Source organism: Streptomyces sp. NPDC049879 (assembly GCF_044461265.1).
GTDB lineage: Bacteria > Actinomycetota > Actinomycetes > Streptomycetales > Streptomycetaceae > Streptomyces.
Genome location: NZ_JBITKT010000001.1, coordinates 1,422,045 through 1,438,988 on the forward strand (window position 1 = coordinate 1,422,045; position 16,944 = coordinate 1,438,988).

Below are 16,944 nucleotides of genomic sequence, written 5' to 3' on the forward strand. Positions count from 1 at the left end.
TTCACGGGTCTTTCACCCCCACGCACCGAAGGATGACCGACGTCCCGGACACCGCCGCACACCCGGCGGTGTCCCTCCTTCGCAGAGGGGTAAGCCACCCGTGTCCAACTCCGCCTTCCGCAGGTCCACCGCCGCAGCCGTCGCCACCGTCGCCGCACTCCTCGGGGCGCTCGCCCCGGCAGCCGCCGCCGACGACCGCGAGGACGCCCCGGGCGGGACCGCGAACGCGGCGGTGCTCCGTACCGGCCTGAACGTCTCGCTCCTCAACCGCACGCTCGAACTGCCGCTCGCCGTCACCCTCAACGAGGTCGGCGCGCCCGAGGGGGGCGGCACCGAGGACGAGACGCTGCTGACCGCGACGCTCGACGGCGTCGCGGGCGGCTCACCGTTCGAACTCCTGCGGGCCGAGGCCGCGTCCGCGACCGCCACCGCGGACGAGGAGGACGGCGCCGCCGCCGAGGTCTCCCTCGTCAACGCCCAGGTGCACGTCCCCGGCCTGCCGGGCGTCGCGCTGATCGCCGCCGACGTGGTCGGGGCCAGCGCCGTCTGCGCCCCCGGCGAGGCGCCGCGCGCCGACGTCACGATGCCGGCCGCCGTCACCGTCCTCGGCCGCACCGTCGAGCTGAGCGCCTCGGGCACCACCGAGGTGGACGTCCCGGGCGTCGGCGAGGTCACGCTCGACCTGTCCCGCACCGAGACCACGGACGCGTCCGCGTCCGCCGCCGCGCTGCGGCTCGGTGTCCGCGTCAACCCGCTGGAGCTGAACGTCGCCGAGGTCACCGGCGAGGTCACCCTCGCCGAGGCGGCCTGCACCGCCCCCGCCGCGGCCGAGGAGCCGGGGGAGGAGCCCACTGAGGAGCCGGGCGAGGAGCGGCCCGGCACCGAGGCGCCCCCCGCCGACGCCGAGGGCACCCGGCCGCAGACCGGTCAGGGCCCCGACCTCGCCGAGACCGGCGGCGGCTCCGGCACGCCGCTCGTCGTCGGCGGCGCCGCGGCGCTGCTCGCGGCGGGCGCGGCCACCGTCTGGATCACACGGCGCCGCCGGTCGGCCTGACCGTGCTCCGAGCGGCGTCCCCGGGCGGGGACGCCGCTCACCGGCGGCCGGTCGGTCATGCCGGGGTCGGCGGTTCGACGCACCGCCAGGCGGCCACCGGGGCGCCGCCGTTCCGGCAGTCCCGGTACGCCGTCGGCCGTCGGCCGTCGGCGGCCGCCGGTCCGTCCGACGGAAGCGTGGTGGCGTCCCCGGTCAGGGACGCCACCCGTCCGGCGGACGGCGAGGGCGCCCGGCCGCAGGCCGGTGAGGGCTCGGACCTCGCCGGGACCGGCGGTGTCGGCGGCGGGCGCGGCCACCGTCCGGTTCACGTGACGCCGTTCCTCGACGACCGGTCGGATCAGGCCGGGGCCAGTGGTTCCGCGCGGTGGCCGCAGGCGTCGCACCGCCCGGCGGCCACCGCGGCGCGGTAGCGCGCCAGCACCAGGCCGCCCAGCTCGTCCACAGGACCGAGCACGTCCGCGTACCGCACCTCGGTCCCCGGCCTGGCCGCGGCCCAGCCCTCCGCGTGCGCCCTGGCCCGGTCGGCGTGACCGCCGGGGAAGACGGCGAGCGGCAGCAGGACGACCCGCTCCGCGCCCAGCGCCACGCAGCGGTCGAGGCCGGAGGGCACGTCCGGCGCCGCCACCGAGACGAACGCCACCTCGACGCCCGCCAGCCCGCTGCCCTCCCACAGCAGCCGCGCCGTCCGGTGCGCCGCCGCGTTCACCTCGGGGTCGCTCGATCCGGGCGCGGCGAGGAGCACCGTCGTGCGGGCGCGCTCCGGCAGCGTCACGGCGTCGCCGACGCGCCGCTCCAGCGCGTACAGCAGCTCGGCGGCGAGCGGGGCGGCGTCCAGGCCGACGACCACCGCGCCCGGGGCGGGGCCGGGGGGAGTACCGGGTCCGTGGCCCGCCACCGGCACACCCGCGGCGTCCGGCCGGTCGGACAGCCCGCCGACGAACGAGCGGAACGCGGCGGCGCCCTCGTCGTCCAGCGGTCCCTCGTGCGCGACGAGCAGGGCGGGCGGATCGGACGGACTCACGGATGGCTCCCCGGGGACGCACAAGCAGTCAACATGATCCATTTTCGCCGGTGTTGCGGCGGCGCGGCGCCCGGGGGTCGCCTCGCCGCGGTCCGGACAGCACGGCGCCCGGCCGGGCGGCGGCGCGGCGGCGGTCCGCCGCACCCCTCCCCGGCCGGGCGCCGGTCGCGCGGGCTACGCCGTGATGAGGAAGATCCCGTAACCGACGGCCAGCGCGCACAGGCCGAAGCCCAGGTAGCCCACCGGGCGTACGGCGGCGCGCTCCGACGACCCCGCCCTGATGCCGAGCGAGAAGAAGCCGACCAGCGCGATGGTCAGCACCACGGAGACGACGATGACCTGGGCGAGCGTGCCCCAGTCGATGTCCATCGGATTACCTCGGTCCAGGAGCGGGGGAGGGGGAGGCGGGCGGGAGGAGCGGGCCGTACGGCCGTGTCACGCGGCCGGTCACGGCACCGGTCCCGTGGCGGGGGCCGGGGCGGACACCGGTGCGGCGGGGGCGGGGAGGACGACCTGCGGCGCGGCCGCCACGGCGGTCCCGTCGCCGTTCACCTTCGCCGCCACGCTCCCGTTCACCCCGGCCGCCGTGCCGTCCGCCTGGGCGGCGGCACTCGGGAGACCGGTGTCATCCAGCTCGTTGACGTTCGCCGCGTCCACGGGGCGGCGGCGCGACAGGGACCAGATCAGCCCGGACGCCGCGACCAGCAGCACCGCGACCGCCGCCACGCCCCAGTCGCCCTGGTCGGCGAGCAGCGCGCCGCCCGCGCCGATGAGCCCGGCGGCCGGCAGCGTCAGCCCCCAGGCGACGACCATCCGCGCCGCCGTGGACCAGCGGACCACGCCGCCCTTGCGGCCGAGCCCGCAGCCCATCACCGCGCCGGAGCAGACCTGCGTGGTGGACAGCGCGAAGCCCATGTGCGAGGAGGCGAGGATCGTGGTCGCCGCGCCGGTCTGGGCGGCGAAGCCCTGCGGCGGCTGGATGTCGGTCAGGCCGCGCCCCATCGTGCGGATGATGCGCCAGCCGCCCAGGTACGTGCCCAGCGCGATCGCCGTGCCCGCCGAGGCGATGACCCACATCGGCGGGTCGGCGCCCGGGGCGAGCGACCCGCCGGTGATCAGCGCGAGCGTCATGACGCCCATGGTCTTCTGCGCGTCGTTGGTGCCGTGCGCCAGGGAGACGAGCGCGGCCGAGGCGATCTGGCCGGTGCGGTAGCCGCGCGCGGCGGACCGCTCGTCGGTGCCCCGGGTGACGCGGTACGTCAGCCGGGTCGCGAGCATCGCGGCGACACCGGCGACCAGCGGGGCGGCCACGGCCGGGATCAGCACCTTGGTGACGACCGCGTCGCCGTTGATCGCGCCGGAGCCGACGGACGCGAGGGTCGCGCCGATCAGGCCGCCGAACAGGGCGTGCGACGAGCTGGAGGGCAGGCCCGCCAGCCAGGTGAGGAGGTTCCACACGATCGCGCCGACGAGGCCGGCGAAGATCACTTCGGGGCGGACGCCCGCCTCCTCGTCGATGATCCCGCCGGAGATCGTGCGGGCCACCTCCACGGAGAGGAACGCGCCGATCAGATTCAGGGCGGCCGACATCGCCACCGCCGCACGGGGCTTCATGGCCCCGGTCGAGATCGTGGTGGCCATCGCGTTGGCCGTGTCGTGGAATCCGTTGGTGAAGTCGAACGCCAGGGCCGTGATGATCACGATGGTGATCAACAGCGTGATGTGTTCCATGTACCTGGACAATCATTCGGCGGGCCGGGGGGCAAACGCCGTTAACGTAAGGTGAATAGGTGAACAGCAGATGAATTTGCGGCGGCGTGTTCCTGATACTTGGCGCCGGGCCTGGAGGGAGCTGCTCGCGTACGCCCGCCGGACCGTCGAAGACGGCCTCGTCGTCGGCACGTCGGGCAACCTCTCGGTGCGCGTGCCGGGCGCCGTCCTGGTCACCCCGAGCGGTGTCCCCTACGACCTGCTCGGCCCCCGCGACCTGCTGGCCGTCGATCTCGAAGGCAACCGCATCACCGGCCCGCGCCCGCCCACCAGCGAGCTGCCGATGCACCTGGCCGTCTACCGCGCCACGGACGCGGCACACGCCATCGTCCACACCCACGCCGTGCACGCCACGGCCGTGTCCACCCTCGTCGACGAACTGCCCGCGATCCACTACATGACCGCCGCCCTGGGCGGCCCCGTACGCGTCGCCCCCTACGCCCGCTACGGCAGCGACACCCTGGCCGCCCACGCCCTGGCCGCACTCCGCGACCGCAGCGGCTGCCTCCTGCGCAACCACGGCACCCTCGTCCACGGCCGCGACCTGCGCCAGGCGTTCGACAACACCGCCCAGCTCGAATGGATGTGCAGGCTCTGGCTGGCCGCCTCCTCCGTCCCGGGCCACCACCCCTCGCTGCTGTCCCCAGGCGACCTCGCCGACGTCGCCTCCCACCTGCGCGACTACGGCAAGGGCTGACCCCCGCACGCGCTCCCGGTGGCCGAACAGCCGCCACGGGCGCATGCTAGAGATCATGCGTCGGCGCACCCAGGCGGCCGTAGCCGCCACCACACTCCTGAGTGCCGGAGCGGCGGCGGCCCTGGCCGTCGCCGTGACGAACCGCCGTTCCCGCGGCGGTCCCACGGCCTTCCCGACCGCGCGGCTCACCGTGCACGGCACGGCCGCGGGCCGGGTCACGCTCACCCGCACCGCCGAGTCCGTCCTGCCCGGCACCTACGCCCTGGTCGGCAAGGACTGCCGCGCCGTCGTCGGCCCCGTCGTCGACCACGCCCCGAACGGCACCCCCGACACGGTGGTGCGCCGCCTCGAACGCGTCACCCGGGGCGACCTCGCGCCCGGCGCGACCGTCACGCTGTCCCCGCAGCTCTACGCGGGCGACCCCGGCAGCGCCCTCGGCATCGACTTCTCCGAGGTGGACGTCACCGGCGACCGGGGAACGCTGCCCTCCTGGTTCGTCCCCGGCCTGCGCGACACCTGGGTGATCCTCCTGCACGGCCTGGGCGCGACACGCGAACAGGCGCTCAACGTCCTGCCGTTCCTCCACCACCAGGAACTGTCCGTCCTCGTCCCCGGCTCCCCCGAAGGGCACGGCGACCGGGGGAACGCCAAGGACGGGACCGAGCCCACCGGCCTCGGCTCCGCCGAGTGGACCGACGCCGAGGCCGCCCTGCGCTACGCCGTGCGCTGCGGCGCGGGCAGCGTCGTCCTCTACGGCAGCTCCACCGGCGCGACCATGGCCCTGAACACCGCCGTCCGCTCCCCCCTGCGCGGCCGGATCAGCGGCCTGGTCCTCGACTCCCCGGTCCTCGACCCCGCCACCACCGTCCGCGCCCTCGCGCAGCACCGCGGCGTCCCCGGCGCCCTGTGGCCGCTGGCCCTGCGGACCACGGAGGACGTCGAACAGCCCCCGCCCGACCTGGACGAGAAGGGCCGCGGCTCGGCCCTGCCCGTCCTCGTGATCCACGGCCCCGGCGACACGATCGCCCCCTGGGAGGCGTCGCGCGCGCTCGTCGAACGCCACCCGCAGACGGCGACCCTGCACCCGGTGCCCGACGCGGGCCACGCCGCCATGTGGAACGCCGACCCCACCGCCTACGAGGAGGTACTCCGGCGCTTCCTCACCCCGCTCATGTGACTCGTCATACAAGCCCCTGTACGGGGAGTTTGGGATTCCGGGCCCGACCGGTGAAACTGCTCGGGTGACGTCCCGAACTCCGCGTGAGCCCCGGTTGCGACTTGTCCCCCAGACCCCTCCCCAGCGCACCGCCGACGGCGGCAGGCGCGGCGCGGTCGGCAGACGCACACCACGCCCTCCCCGAGGCATCGCCCCCCAGGAGCGCCTCGCCGGCCAGGCACGCAGACTCCTGGCCGACGCCGTACGCCTCGCCCGCTGGGCCGACCGCACCGGCAGCTCGCCCGAGGCGGCACTCCAGCAGGCGGCGGACGACCTCGGCCTGAGCCCGAGTCAGGTCAGCGAGCACTGGGGCCGCGCCCGCCTCGCCGGCCTCATCGAACAGGCCGACGCCGGGACCGTGCGGGCCGGCTGGCGCCTGCGCGCCTGGGAGCGCGACGACACCGCCGTCCTGCGCGGCTGGGTCGCCCTCTTCGACGCCTGGTCGCTCTCCCGCCCCGCACCCGCCGACGCGGACCCGTACGAGGCCGCCGACATCGTCGCCGCCGTCCCCCAACTGCTGTCCGTGATGCACCTGTCGGCCGGACCGGTCACCGCCGACGGCCTCATCGACCTCCTCACCCGCCGCGTCAGCGAGCTGCGCGCGGACCGCACCGGCCCCGGCATACCCGCCGAGGGCGACGCGGCGGAGCAGGAACGCCTCCTCGGCTGGGCCCTGGACGCGCTCGCCGGGGTCGGCGCCCTCACCCTCCACGCCCGCGGCGTCCGCCCCGCCCGCGCCCGCCTCACCGACCTCGGCAGCTGGGCCATGTGGACCAAGCTGGAGCAGATCTGCATCGCCGCCCAGAGCACCACGGGCGCGGGGAACATCGAGCAGTCCGCCGTGGACATGCTGCGCGGCTGCGCCAACCTCACGCCTGGCCCCTCGCGCGCCGAGTACCGCGCCTGGCTCGCCGTCCGTGCCGCGGGCCCCGCCGTCGCCGAGCTGCTCGACGCGGCGCGCGGCGAGGACGCCCTCATCCGCGGCCTCGCCTTCGAGGCCCTGCGCGTCGTCGGCGCCCCCGCCATCGGCGCCGTACGGGCCGCCGCCGCCGAGCCCGTGCTGCGCCCGTACGCCCTGCTGTGGCTCGCCGACCACGAGGGCGGCGACCCCCGCGACCACGCCGACTCCCACCAGGGCGTCCTCACCCCGGGCGAGGCCACCTGGCTGTGGGTGGACACCGCGTCCGCCGCCCAGGAGAACGGCTCGGAACGCCTCCTCCTCGACCACCTCGACGCCGCGCCCCAGACCTCGCTCGCCCAGCTGCTCACCGACATCAGGACCTGCGGCCACCCCCGCACCGTCCAGGTCCTGATGGCGCTCGCCGCCGCCCACCCCGACCCCGCGACGGCCCGCCGGGTCCGCAGGGCCGCGTTCCAGGTCCACGCGGGCGGCGCCTGACCGGCGGGCGGGCGCACGGGCGCGGGCGGGCCGGTACGGGCGCCCCCGCGCGGCGCGCACGCCCCGCCCCGCCGCCGCGCACCCCGCCCCCGCGCCCGCGGCAGGCCCCCTCCCTCGACGGCCCCTGCCCTCAACGGCCCCTCCCTCGACGGGCCCCTGCCCTCAGCGGAAAAGCGGTTGCCGCACGCCGTTAGACTGGCCGCATGGACACTCGCCCCCTCCTGGCCTAGCGGACGTAAGCCCTCCCGGCAGCTGCCCGTCCCCCTGTCCGCACGTACACGTCCCGCTTCGGAGTACCCGTCCATGATCACCGCCAGTGGAGTCGAACTGCGCGCCGGCGCCCGCATCCTGATCGAGAGCGCCTCCTTCCGCATCGCGCAGGGCGACCGGATCGGCCTCGTCGGCCGCAACGGCGCAGGCAAGACCACCCTCACCAAGTGCCTCGCGGGGGAGGGGAACCCGGCGGGCGGCGCCATCACACGCTCGGGCGAGGTCGGCTACCTCCCGCAGGACCCCCGCACCGGCGACCTCGACGTCCTGGCCCGCGACCGCATCCTCGCCGCCCGCGGCCTCGACTCGGTCCTGCGCGGCATGCGCGAGAGCGAGGAGCGCATGGCCAGCGGGCAGGGCGACGTCCGCGACCGCGCGATGCGCCGGTACGAGCGCCTGGAGACCGAGTTCCTCACCCGCGGCGGGTACGCCGCCGAGGCCGAGGCCGCGACCATCGCCGCCAGCCTGGGCCTGCCGGACCGCGTCCTCGGCCAGCCGCTGCACACGCTCTCCGGCGGCCAGCGCCGCCGCGTCGAGCTGGCCCGCATCCTCTTCTCGGACGCCGACATCCTGCTCCTGGACGAGCCCACGAACCACCTCGACGCCGACTCCATCGTCTGGCTGCGGGACTTCCTGAAGACCTACCGCGGCGGCCTCGTCGTCATCTCGCACGACATCGACCTCGTCGAGACGGTCGTCAACAAGGTCTTCTACCTCGACGCCAACCGCGCCGCGATCGACGTCTACAACATGGGCTGGAAGCAGTACCAGATCCAGCGCGAGGCGGACGAGAAGCGCCGCAAGCGCGAGCGCGCCAACGCCGAGAAGAAGGCCGCCGCCCTCAACGCCCAGGCCGACAAGATGCGCGCCAAGGCGACGAAGGCGACCGCCGCGCAGAACATGGCGCGCCGCGCCGAACGGCTGCTGTCGGGCCTGGAGGCCGAGCGCCAGCACGACAAGGTCGCCAAGCTCCGCTTCCCCGACCCCGCGCCCTGCGGCCGTACGCCCCTCACCGCCGAGGGCCTGTCCAAGTCGTACGGCTCGCTGGAGATCTTCACCGACGTCTCCCTCGCCATCGACAAGGGCTCACGCGTCGTCATCCTGGGCCTCAACGGCGCGGGCAAGACGACGCTGCTGCGGCTGCTCGCGGGCGTCGAGAAGCCGGACACGGGCGGGGTCACCCCCGGCCACGGCCTCAAGCTCGGCTACTACGCGCAGGAGCACGAGACGCTGGACCCGGAGCGCACCGTCCTGGAGAACATGCGCTCGTCCGCGCCCGACCTCGACATGGTGGACGTCCGCAAGACGCTCGGCTCGTTCCTCTTCTCGGGCGACGACGTGGACAAGCCCGCCGGGGTGCTCTCCGGCGGCGAGAAGACCCGGCTGGCGCTGGCCACCCTCGTCGTCTCGTCCGCCAACGTCCTGCTCCTCGACGAGCCGACGAACAACCTCGACCCCGCCAGCCGCGAGGAGATCCTCGGCGCCCTGCACAGCTTCACGGGCGCCGTCGTCCTCGTCACGCACGACGAGGGCGCCGTGGACGCCCTCCAGCCCGAGCGGATCATCATGCTGCCGGACGGCGTCGAGGACCTGTGGAGCCCCGACTACGCGGACCTGGTCGCCCTCGCCTGACGGCCGCCGCACCCGCCGTTCCCGGCACGGGTGATCATGCGCGGTGGATCATTCGGCCGACGCTTGATCATTCATCTGAGTGAGGACGGCTCGTACCGCGGCGTGTCGCCACGCCGCGGGGCGAGCCGTCGTGACGTCTCCGCGCCGACCGCGCTGACCAGCGCGTTCCCCCGCCGTGACCGGCCCCCCGCACCCCCGCGGACCGCCCCGCACCCCCCGGACCCTGGTCCGTTTGTCGTACGGGCGCCGACGAATGGGTGGCCAGGATGCCGGATAGGGGTGATCATGAGAGTCACGTCAGCGCACTTCCACGAGGAGGCACGGGTGGCCGAGACTCTGAAGAAGGGCAGCCGGGTGACCGGCCCCGCGCGCGAGAAGCTCGCGGCAGACCTCAAGCGCAAGTACGAGTCCGGGGCGAGCATCCGGGCACTGGCCGAGGAGACCGGCCGGAGCTACGGGTTCGTCCACCGCATGCTCAGCGAGTCGGACGTCACCCTGCGCGGCAGGGGCGGCGCCACTCGCGGCAAGAAGACCCCGACCCCCTGACAGCACCGGCGGCCCGGCCGTTTACCCTGCGGAGTACCCCGCAGTACTACCGACTGGTAACCGGAGGCCGCCCATGAGCCCGCTCGACCGCGACGGTGTGCGTGTCACCGTCCACGACGCCGTGGCGACGGTCACGCTCACCCGCGCCGACCGGCGCAACGCGCAGACCCCCGCCATGTGGCGCGCCCTGGCCGAGGCCGGGCGCGTGCTCCCCGGCGACGTCCGCGTCGTCGTGCTGCGCGGCGAGGGCCCGTCCTTCTCGGCGGGCCTGGACCGGCAGGCCTTCACCGCCGACGGCATCGAGGGCGAGCCGTCGTTCACCGCACTGGCCCGCCTCGACGACGCCGCCCTCGACGCCGCCCTCCGCGGCTTCCAGGCCGGCTTCACCTGGCTGCGCCGCCCCGACGTCCTCACGGTCGCGGCCGTGCAGGGCCACGCCATCGGCGCCGGATTCCAGCTCGCGCTCGCCTGCGACCTGCGCGTCTGCGCCGACGACGCGGCGTTCGCCATGCGCGAGACCTCCCTCGGCCTCGTCCCCGACCTCACGGGGACGAAGCCGCTGGTCTCCCTCGTCGGCTACGCGCGGGCGCTGGAGATCTGCGCCACCGGCCGCACCGTGCACGCCGCGGAGGCCGAACGCATCGGGCTCGCCGGTCTCGTCGTCCCCGCCGCGGAGCTGGCCGCGGCCACGGACGACCTCGTCGCCGCGCTCCTCGCCGCGCCCCGGGACGCCCTCGTCGAGACCAAGGCGCTGCTGCGCGACGCCGCCGGACGCGACTTCGACGCCCAGTGCGCCGCCGAGCGCGCCGCGCAGGCCCGCCGCTTCCGCGACCTGGCGGGCTTGGGGGAGTAGCACCGGCCGCGCCACTCGTTCGGCCCGCGCGCGCCGCCCGCGTCCGGGGCGGCCGACCTAGGGTGGCGTGTGGGGGGTGGGCAGCGCGCCCCCGGAAGGAGTGAACGGACCATGACCGATCCGGTCACCGGCACCACCGGCCTCCCCGACGACCCCGTGTCGCCCGACGAGCCGCCGCGGCCCGGCTCCTGCGAGCCCGCCGAGCGCGGGCGCACCACCATCGCCGAGGGCGTCGTCGCCAAGATCGCGGGACTGGCGGCCCGCGACGTCCTCGGGGTGCACGCCATGGGCGGCGGCCTCGGCCGCGCCGTCGACGCGGTGCGCGACCGGGTGCCGGGCGGCGGCAGGTCCGCCGCCCGGGGCGTCAGGGCCGAGGTCGGCGAGGTGCAGACGGCCCTCGACCTCGACCTCGTGGTGGAGTACGGCGTCTCCCTCGCCGAGGTGTCGCGCACCGTGCGGGAGAACGTCGTCGCCGCCGTGGAGCGCATGACCGGCCTCGAAGTGGTCGAGGTCAACGTCACCATCGGCGACGTCTGGGTCCCGGACGACGACCTCGCCGAGGAAGAGCGCCCCGCACTGCAATAAGCCGGCGCGCCCGGGGCACAACAGCCAGTACTGCGACCGGATATGTTTGCCGTGCCGGGCGGCGCGCACGGTCCACATGTCCGGCCACAGCACCAGAGCAGCGGCCCGCCGGGCGCCGCCGGAGGAGCGCAACGATGAACAGCATGGCCGTCGTCGGCATGATCGCCGGCATGGCACTCGGCTTCGCCGGGTACTTCGGCGGGTTCGCCGCCTTCCTGCTGGTGGCGGCGCTCGGCGCCATCGGCTTCGTCGTCGGCAGGTTCGCCGACGGCGACCTGGACCCGGGCGACTTCTTCCGCCCGCGGGAGCGCCGTGACGACCGGCGGAGCTGACCCGTGGAGACCGTGACCCGCGTGCCGGCCGGGGAACGCGGCACCACGCGCGTCTCGGAGCGCGTGGTCGCCAAGCTCGCCGCGCAGGCGGCCTGGGAGGCGCTCACCGCCGACCGCTCGGGCCCCCCGCCGCCCCCGCGCCACGACGGGCATCCCCTCGCCACCGCCGTCGTGCGCCGCCCGCCGGGCGCCGCGGGCGACACGGGTGCGAGCGCCGTCGTCCGCGTCGAGCTGGAACTGGGCTACCCCTGCGACATCGGCGCGCGCTGCCGCGCCGTCCGGCAGCACATCGCCGCCCGGCTCGGGGAGCTGGCGGGCATGGCCACCGCCGATGTCGCCGTCACCGTGACGCGTCTGCACTCCCGGCACAGCGCGGCCCCCGGCGGCCCCGGCAGGAGGCGCGTCCTGTGAGCGCCGCGCCGACCCGTCCGCCGGAGCCCGCCGGTCCCGCTCCCGCCCCCGTCGAGGCGGCGGAGGCGGACCCGCCCGCCCGCCCCGCGCGGCGCTTCTGGTCGGAACGCCGCGTCCCCGCCGTCCTGGTCGCCGCCGCCGTGCTGATCACCGGCGGGCCGCTGCTGTACGACATCGTCGCCGTACGGGCCGACCGCCCCGCGACCGAGTGGCGCCGCCGCCTGGCGGACAGCCTGGACTCCACGGCCGTGGGCGACGCCTGGGTGGTCACCGGCTGCGTGGCCGCCGTCCTCGCGGGCGTCTGCCTGGTGGTCCTCGCCGTGACGCCGGGGCTGCGCGGCATCCTGCCGATGCGCCGCCGCGAGGCGGAGCAGCTGCGGTCTGGCATCGAGCGCGGCGCGGTGGGCGTCGTGCTGCGCGACCGGGCCCTGGCGGTGTCGGGCGTCCGCACGGTGCGCGTCACCGTGGGCCGCCACCGCGTACGGGTCCTCGCCGAGTCGCACTTCCGTGACCTGGACGTCGTACGCGCCGACCTGGACGCCGTGCTGGACGACGCGGTCGGGGCCCTCGGCCTGTCGCGGCGGCCGTCCGTCACCGTCCACGCCCACCGGCCCGCGAAGCGGTAGCACCGCAGAAGCGACCCACAAGCGACCCACAAGCGACCCACAAGCGACAGGGACACCACAGATGCTGCGTGTGACGAACCGGGTCCTGCTCCTGCTTGCCGGGCTGCTGCTGATCGCGGCGGGCGCCGCCGGGCTGGCGACGGTCGCGGGACTGGTCCCCGACACCTGGGCGTGGCCCTGGCACCGCACCGGCGACGCCGTCCTCAGCCACGCCGAACGCGTCCACCTGCGCGAGCAGGGCTGGTTCTGGCCCGTCGTGATCGGCGCGCTGTCCCTGCTGCTGGTCCTCGCCCTGTGGTGGCTGCTCGCCCAGTCCCGCCGCCCGCGCCTCGCCGGCGTCCTGGTGGACACCGGCGAGGGCATCCCGGCGCTGGTCAGGGGACGGGCCCTGGAGGAGGTCGTCACCGCCGAGGCCGAGGCCCTGCCGGGCATCGACCGCGCGCGGGTCACGCTGGTGGGGCGCCGTACGCAGCCGCGGCTCAAGGTCGGGCTGATCCTCGCGCCGCAGGCGCGCCCGGAGGAGGCGGTCGGCGCCCTGCGGTCGGTGGCCATCGAGAACGCGCGCCGTTCCGCCGGTCTCGCGGTGCTCCCGGCCGAGATCCGCGTGCGGTCCGCGCACCACGCGCCCGAACGCGTCTCCTGACCGTCCCGCGCACGGTCACGCGTACGGCGGGCGGTCGCCCACGGCGGACAGCAGCTGGAGCTTCTCGTGGCTCTCGCTGCCCGGCGTCGCCGTGTAGACGAGCAACGCGTGCGTCTGGTCCGGCCCGAAGAGGACCTGGCACTGGAGGTCGAGCGTGCCGAGGTCGGGGTGCAGGACGCGCTTGCGGTCGTCCGGGCGGTTCACGCCGATCTCGTGCGCGCTCCACAGCCGGGCGAACTCCTCGCTGCGCCCCTGCAAGTCCTCGGCCATCCGGTGCGCCTCCGAGTCCGCGCCGTACCGCGAGACCGCCGTGCGCAGGCTGGCGGCGAACACGCGGCCGTGCATCGGGTGGTCCTCCTCCGGGTACACGCGGCGCGTGCGCGGGTCGGTGAACCAGCGGTGGACCATGCTGCGCTCCGGCCCGGTGAAGCGCGTCTCGTCCCCGAACAGCGCGACGGCGGGACGCGTCTGCGCCAGCGTCTCGGACAGCGCCCCCACGATGTGGACGGGCGTGTCCTGGAGCCGGTCGAAGATCCGCATCATCCCGGGCGGGATGTGGCCGCCGCGCAGCCGCCTGCCCGGGGTGTTGTGCCCGGCCAGACGGAAGAGGTGGTCGCGCTCGTCCAGCGACAGGCGCAGGCCCTGGGCGATCGCGCCGAGCATCGGCTCGGACGGCTGCGGGCCGCGCCGCTGCTCCAGCCTGCCGTAGTAGTCCGTGGACATGCCGCACAGCGCGGCGACCTCCTCGCGGCGCAGCCCGCGCGTCCTGCGGCGCGGCCCGCGCGGCAGCCCGACGTCCTCCGGCTGGAGCGCCTCCCTGCGGGTGCGCAGGAAGTCCGCCAGTTGTGCACGGTCCATGCCGCCATTCTCCTCCGTCCCGGTCCGGTGCCGCCCTACAGCAGGATGCCGCCCGACGCCTCGACGCGCTGGCCGGTCAGCCAGCCGGTGTCCTCGGCCAGCAGCGTGGCGACGACGCCCGCGATGTCGCCGGACTCGCCGACGCGTCCGAGCGCCGTGTGCGCGGCGAGCGCGGACCGCATCGCCTCGTCGCCGCGCAGCCGCCCGCCGCCGAAGTCGGTCGCGACGGGTCCGGGCGCCACCGTGTTGGCGCGGATGCCGCGCGGGCCGAGCTCCAGCGCCAGGTAGCGCGTCAGGACCTCCACGGCGCCCTTCATCGCGGCGTACGCGGACGAGCCGGGGCTGCCGAAGCGCGTCAGGCCGGTGGACACGTTGATCACCCGCCCGCCGTCCGCGAGGAGCGGCAGCAGCGTCTGGGTGAGGAAGAAGACGCCGCGGAAGTGGACGTCGAGCAGCCGGTCGAAGTCCTCGGCGGACGTCTCGGCGAAGGGGGCGTACAGGGCGGTGCCCGCGTTGTTCACCAGGAAGTCGAACGTGTCGCGGTCCCAGCCCTCCTTGAGGACACCGCGCAGCGCGTCGGCGAAGGCGCCGAAGCCCGCGACGCGGCCGGCGTCGAGCTGGAGGGCGCGTGCGGTGCGGCCCAGCGCGGTGGCGGCCCCGACGGTCTCGGCGGCCTCGCCGGCGTGCGAGCGGTAGGTGATCACCACGTCGGTGCCGTGCTCCGCGAGCCGCAGCGCGGTGGCGCGGCCGATGCCCCGGTTGGCGCCGGTGACGAGCGCGATCCTGCCGGTGGACGGGGTGCTGTGCGTGGTCATGAGGGGGTGTCTCCCGGTCCCGGGGAGGGCCGCCGCGCGTCCTCGGCGCGGCTCGGATGCCCTCCGCCACGCGTTCCACCCTCGCGCCGCGCGGGCGGCGGATGAAGGGCGTACCTGTCCGGGGACCGGCGGTCCCCCTCTGGGAGGGTCAGCCGCCCACGGACGAGGAGGCCGCCGGTTCCGGGGCGCGCGGGGCGGCGGCGGCGCGCCGTTCCTTCGCCTCGGCCGCCCTGATGTCCTTGACCTCGCGGCGGAAGAGGATGATCCAGCCCACCGGCACGCCGCCGGTGAACAGCCACCACTGGATGGCGTACGCGAAGTGCGCCCCGATGCTGGAGTGGTCGGGCGCGTCGAGGAGTTCGGGCTGGGCGTCGGCGTCGGCGGGCGCGGGGGACGTGCCGGTCAGCACGAGGTAGCCGCCGAGCGTCGGGACGCCGCCCATCGCCTCGGACCGCTCCTGGCTGTTGATCATCATCACCATGCCGTCCGGGAGGCCCTCCCGGTCGCGGATGCCGCTGTTCCCCTGCGTCTCGTCCGTCATCAGGCGGCCGGTGACGGTCACCTCGCCCGGGGGCGCCGCGGGGACGTCGGGGACCGCCGTCAGGTCCTCGCCCGCGTCGATCCAGCCCCGGTTCACCAGCGCGGCGGTGCCGTCGTCCTGGACCAGCGGGGTCAGCACCCAGTAGCCGACCGTGTCGTCGTTCGAGGCGCGGTTGCGGACCACGACCTCGTGCTCCGCGTCGTACACGCCGGTCGCCGTGACGGGCCGGTACCTGTCGTCCGGGTCGGGCTCGCCGCCCACCGAGGTCAGCTGGGCCATCGGCACCTCGGGCGCGGCCAGGCTGGAGCCGATCAGCTCGTTGCGCTCCACCCGCTGCTCATGCCGGTGCAGCTGCCAGAACCCGAGCCAGATCAGGAACGGGATCAGGGCCAGCGAGATGAGGGTGAGGATCACCCACTGCCGGGACAGCAGAAAGCGGTACACACCACCCGACCGTACCCGAGGGGGGACGCTCCGCCCCCGGCAGGGTCCCCCTCCGGAGCGGCGCCCGCGGCCGCCCGCTCAGGCGTCCGGGTCCTCCGCGCGGACGCCGGGCGCCACGTCGCCGAGCAGCCGGGTGAACGTCGCCTCGTCGAGGATGGGCGTGCCCAGCTCGCGCGCCCGCGACGCCTTCCCGGTCGGCGCCAGCGGATCGTTCGACACCAGCAGGCTCGTCAGCCGCGACACGCTGCCCGCGATGTGCAGCCCCGCGTCGAACGCCTGGTCCTCCAGCAGCTCCCTGTCCACCGACGTGTCACCGGAGAACGCCACCCGCATGCCCTGCGCCAGCCGCCCGCCCGGCGTGTACCGGCCCGGGTTGGCCCAGGGGCACGGCGGGCGCCGCTTCGTCTGCCGCCAGCCGCGCTGCCCGCCGCCGCCCCAGGCGCCCCACCGCGTGCCGCGCTCGGCGGCCGGCGGGTCGGACCAGCGGGTCACCGGCAGGCACGCCAGCAGCGGCAGCGGCAGCCCGAGGCCCGCCGCCTGGTGCAGGCTCGGGCGGAACGCCTCGGCGAGGACGCGCGCGTCGTCCAGCGCGTGGTGCGCCTGCCGCTGGACGACGCCGAAGTGCGTGACGAGCGTCTCCAGCCGGTGGTTGGCGAGCGGCAGCCCCAGCGCCTTCGACAGGTGGATGGTGCACAGGCGCTGCTTGACGGGCGCGATCCGCCCCGCCCGCGCGTACTCGTGCGCCAGCATCGACCAGTCGAACTTCGCGTTGTGCGCGACCAGGACGCGGTCCGCCAGCCGCTCCGCCAACTCCCCGGCCACATCGGCGAACAGCGGCGCGTCCGCCAGCATCCGCGCCGTCAGACCGTGGATGTGCACGGGCCCCGGGTCGCGCTGCGGGTTGACCGTCGAGTACCAGTGGTCCTCGACCTCGCCCCGCGCCGTGAGCCGGTAGACGGCCGCGGACACGATCCGGTCGTGCGTGGCCAGGCCGGTCGTCTCGACGTCCACCACGGCGTACCCGGTCGGATAGCCGACGGGCCACGGTCCGTCGGCGTTCCGCTGGACGGGGACGTCTAGCGCGGGTGCCTGCTGGTCTTCGAGCATGGTTCCCGAGGATACGGGCCGCCACCGACAGCGCCCCGCGCGGCACGAGTTGACACGGCGGCGCCGGACGGTCCCGTACGGCGGACCCGCGGCGCTGTCGGCGGTGTGCCGTACGCTGCGAAGC

At 75.6% G+C, this 16,944-nt stretch carries 19 protein-coding genes; 12 read left to right on the forward strand and 7 right to left on the reverse strand.

Annotated features, from left to right (window positions below; all coding sequences use genetic code 11):
- The first annotated feature begins 100 nt into the window (after nucleotides 1–100).
- The gene (locus ACIBPC_RS06625; protein ID WP_398841697.1) at nucleotides 101–1,054 is read left to right on the forward strand and encodes an SCO1860 family LAETG-anchored protein; all 954 of its coding nucleotides are present in this window, start codon (nucleotides 101–103) and stop codon (nucleotides 1,052–1,054) included.
- A 337-nt stretch (nucleotides 1,055–1,391) separates the two neighbouring features.
- On the opposite strand, the gene ACIBPC_RS06630 is transcribed toward ACIBPC_RS06625, so the two are convergent.
- The 3 genes from ACIBPC_RS06630 to ACIBPC_RS06640 form a co-directional block, all read right to left on the reverse strand.
- On the reverse strand, nucleotides 1,392–2,075 hold the full coding sequence (locus ACIBPC_RS06630) for a CbiX/SirB N-terminal domain-containing protein (RefSeq protein WP_362966622.1): 684 nt from the start codon (nucleotides 2,073–2,075) through the stop codon (nucleotides 1,392–1,394).
- 174 nt (nucleotides 2,076–2,249) lie between these two features.
- Nucleotides 2,250–2,444 carry a hypothetical protein gene (locus ACIBPC_RS06635; protein WP_398841698.1) on the reverse strand — a complete coding sequence of 65 codons (195 nt, stop codon included), beginning with the start codon at nucleotides 2,442–2,444 and terminating at the stop codon, nucleotides 2,250–2,252.
- A 78-nt stretch (nucleotides 2,445–2,522) separates the two neighbouring features.
- Nucleotides 2,523–3,806: an anion permease gene (locus ACIBPC_RS06640; protein ID WP_398841700.1), complete on the reverse strand. Its 1,284-nt coding sequence runs from the start codon at nucleotides 3,804–3,806 to the stop codon at nucleotides 2,523–2,525.
- A 70-nt stretch (nucleotides 3,807–3,876) separates the two neighbouring features.
- On the opposite strand from ACIBPC_RS06640, the gene ACIBPC_RS06645 reads away from it, so the two are divergent.
- The 11 genes from ACIBPC_RS06645 (at nucleotide 3,877) to amaP (ending at nucleotide 13,055) form a co-directional block, all read left to right on the forward strand.
- Complete coding sequence (locus ACIBPC_RS06645) at nucleotides 3,877–4,542, forward strand: class II aldolase/adducin family protein (protein ID WP_398841702.1); 666 nt, start codon at nucleotides 3,877–3,879, stop codon at nucleotides 4,540–4,542.
- Between the two features lie 55 nt (nucleotides 4,543–4,597).
- A complete protein-coding gene (locus ACIBPC_RS06650; protein ID WP_398841703.1) occupies nucleotides 4,598–5,719 on the forward strand; it encodes an alpha/beta hydrolase in 1,122 nt (373 codons plus the stop codon).
- A gap of 64 nt (nucleotides 5,720–5,783) precedes the next feature.
- On the forward strand, nucleotides 5,784–7,157 hold the full coding sequence (locus ACIBPC_RS06655; protein WP_398841704.1) for a hypothetical protein: 1,374 nt from the start codon (nucleotides 5,784–5,786) through the stop codon (nucleotides 7,155–7,157).
- Between the two features lie 303 nt (nucleotides 7,158–7,460).
- The gene (locus ACIBPC_RS06660; RefSeq protein WP_362966610.1) at nucleotides 7,461–9,059 is read left to right on the forward strand and encodes an ABC-F family ATP-binding cassette domain-containing protein; all 1,599 of its coding nucleotides are present in this window, start codon (nucleotides 7,461–7,463) and stop codon (nucleotides 9,057–9,059) included.
- Nucleotides 9,060–9,383: 324 nt separating this feature from the next.
- Nucleotides 9,384–9,605, forward strand: coding sequence for a helix-turn-helix domain-containing protein (locus ACIBPC_RS06665; protein ID WP_362966709.1), 222 nt, complete (start codon nucleotides 9,384–9,386; stop codon nucleotides 9,603–9,605).
- Between the two features lie 73 nt (nucleotides 9,606–9,678).
- Complete coding sequence (locus tag ACIBPC_RS06670; protein WP_362966608.1) at nucleotides 9,679–10,458, forward strand: enoyl-CoA hydratase/isomerase family protein; 780 nt, start codon at nucleotides 9,679–9,681, stop codon at nucleotides 10,456–10,458.
- A 111-nt stretch (nucleotides 10,459–10,569) separates the two neighbouring features.
- Complete coding sequence (locus ACIBPC_RS06675; RefSeq protein WP_362966605.1) at nucleotides 10,570–11,043, forward strand: Asp23/Gls24 family envelope stress response protein; 474 nt, start codon at nucleotides 10,570–10,572, stop codon at nucleotides 11,041–11,043.
- A gap of 134 nt (nucleotides 11,044–11,177) precedes the next feature.
- Nucleotides 11,178–11,375, forward strand: a complete 198-nt coding sequence (locus ACIBPC_RS06680; protein WP_052851674.1) for a hypothetical protein — start codon at nucleotides 11,178–11,180, stop codon at nucleotides 11,373–11,375.
- A 3-nt stretch (nucleotides 11,376–11,378) separates the two neighbouring features.
- Nucleotides 11,379–11,786, forward strand: coding sequence for a hypothetical protein (locus ACIBPC_RS06685; RefSeq protein ID WP_362966603.1), 408 nt, complete (start codon nucleotides 11,379–11,381; stop codon nucleotides 11,784–11,786).
- A complete protein-coding gene (locus tag ACIBPC_RS06690; RefSeq protein WP_398841705.1) occupies nucleotides 11,783–12,412 on the forward strand; it encodes a DUF6286 domain-containing protein in 630 nt (209 codons plus the stop codon). Before ACIBPC_RS06685 ends, ACIBPC_RS06690 begins: the two co-directional genes overlap by 4 nt.
- Nucleotides 12,413–12,473: 61 nt before the next feature.
- Complete coding sequence (gene amaP / locus ACIBPC_RS06695; RefSeq protein ID WP_362966599.1) at nucleotides 12,474–13,055, forward strand: alkaline shock response membrane anchor protein AmaP; 582 nt, start codon at nucleotides 12,474–12,476, stop codon at nucleotides 13,053–13,055.
- A gap of 15 nt (nucleotides 13,056–13,070) precedes the next feature.
- Here the strand turns inward: amaP and ACIBPC_RS06700 are convergent, their stop codons facing one another.
- The 4 genes from ACIBPC_RS06700 to ACIBPC_RS06715 form a co-directional block, all read right to left on the reverse strand.
- The gene (locus ACIBPC_RS06700; RefSeq protein WP_398841707.1) at nucleotides 13,071–13,913 is read right to left on the reverse strand and encodes a helix-turn-helix transcriptional regulator; all 843 of its coding nucleotides are present in this window, start codon (nucleotides 13,911–13,913) and stop codon (nucleotides 13,071–13,073) included.
- 35 nt (nucleotides 13,914–13,948) lie between these two features.
- Entirely contained in the window at nucleotides 13,949–14,728 is a 780-nt protein-coding gene (locus ACIBPC_RS06705; RefSeq protein WP_398841708.1) for an SDR family NAD(P)-dependent oxidoreductase, read from the reverse strand.
- 148 nt (nucleotides 14,729–14,876) lie between these two features.
- On the reverse strand, nucleotides 14,877–15,713 hold the full coding sequence (locus ACIBPC_RS06710; protein WP_398841710.1) for an SURF1 family protein: 837 nt from the start codon (nucleotides 15,711–15,713) through the stop codon (nucleotides 14,877–14,879).
- Between the two features lie 78 nt (nucleotides 15,714–15,791).
- Nucleotides 15,792–16,820 (reverse strand): DEDDh family exonuclease, encoded by a 1,029-nt coding sequence (locus ACIBPC_RS06715; RefSeq protein ID WP_362966591.1) that lies wholly within the window; start codon nucleotides 16,818–16,820, stop codon nucleotides 15,792–15,794.
- Nucleotides 16,821–16,944 lie beyond the last annotated feature (124 nt).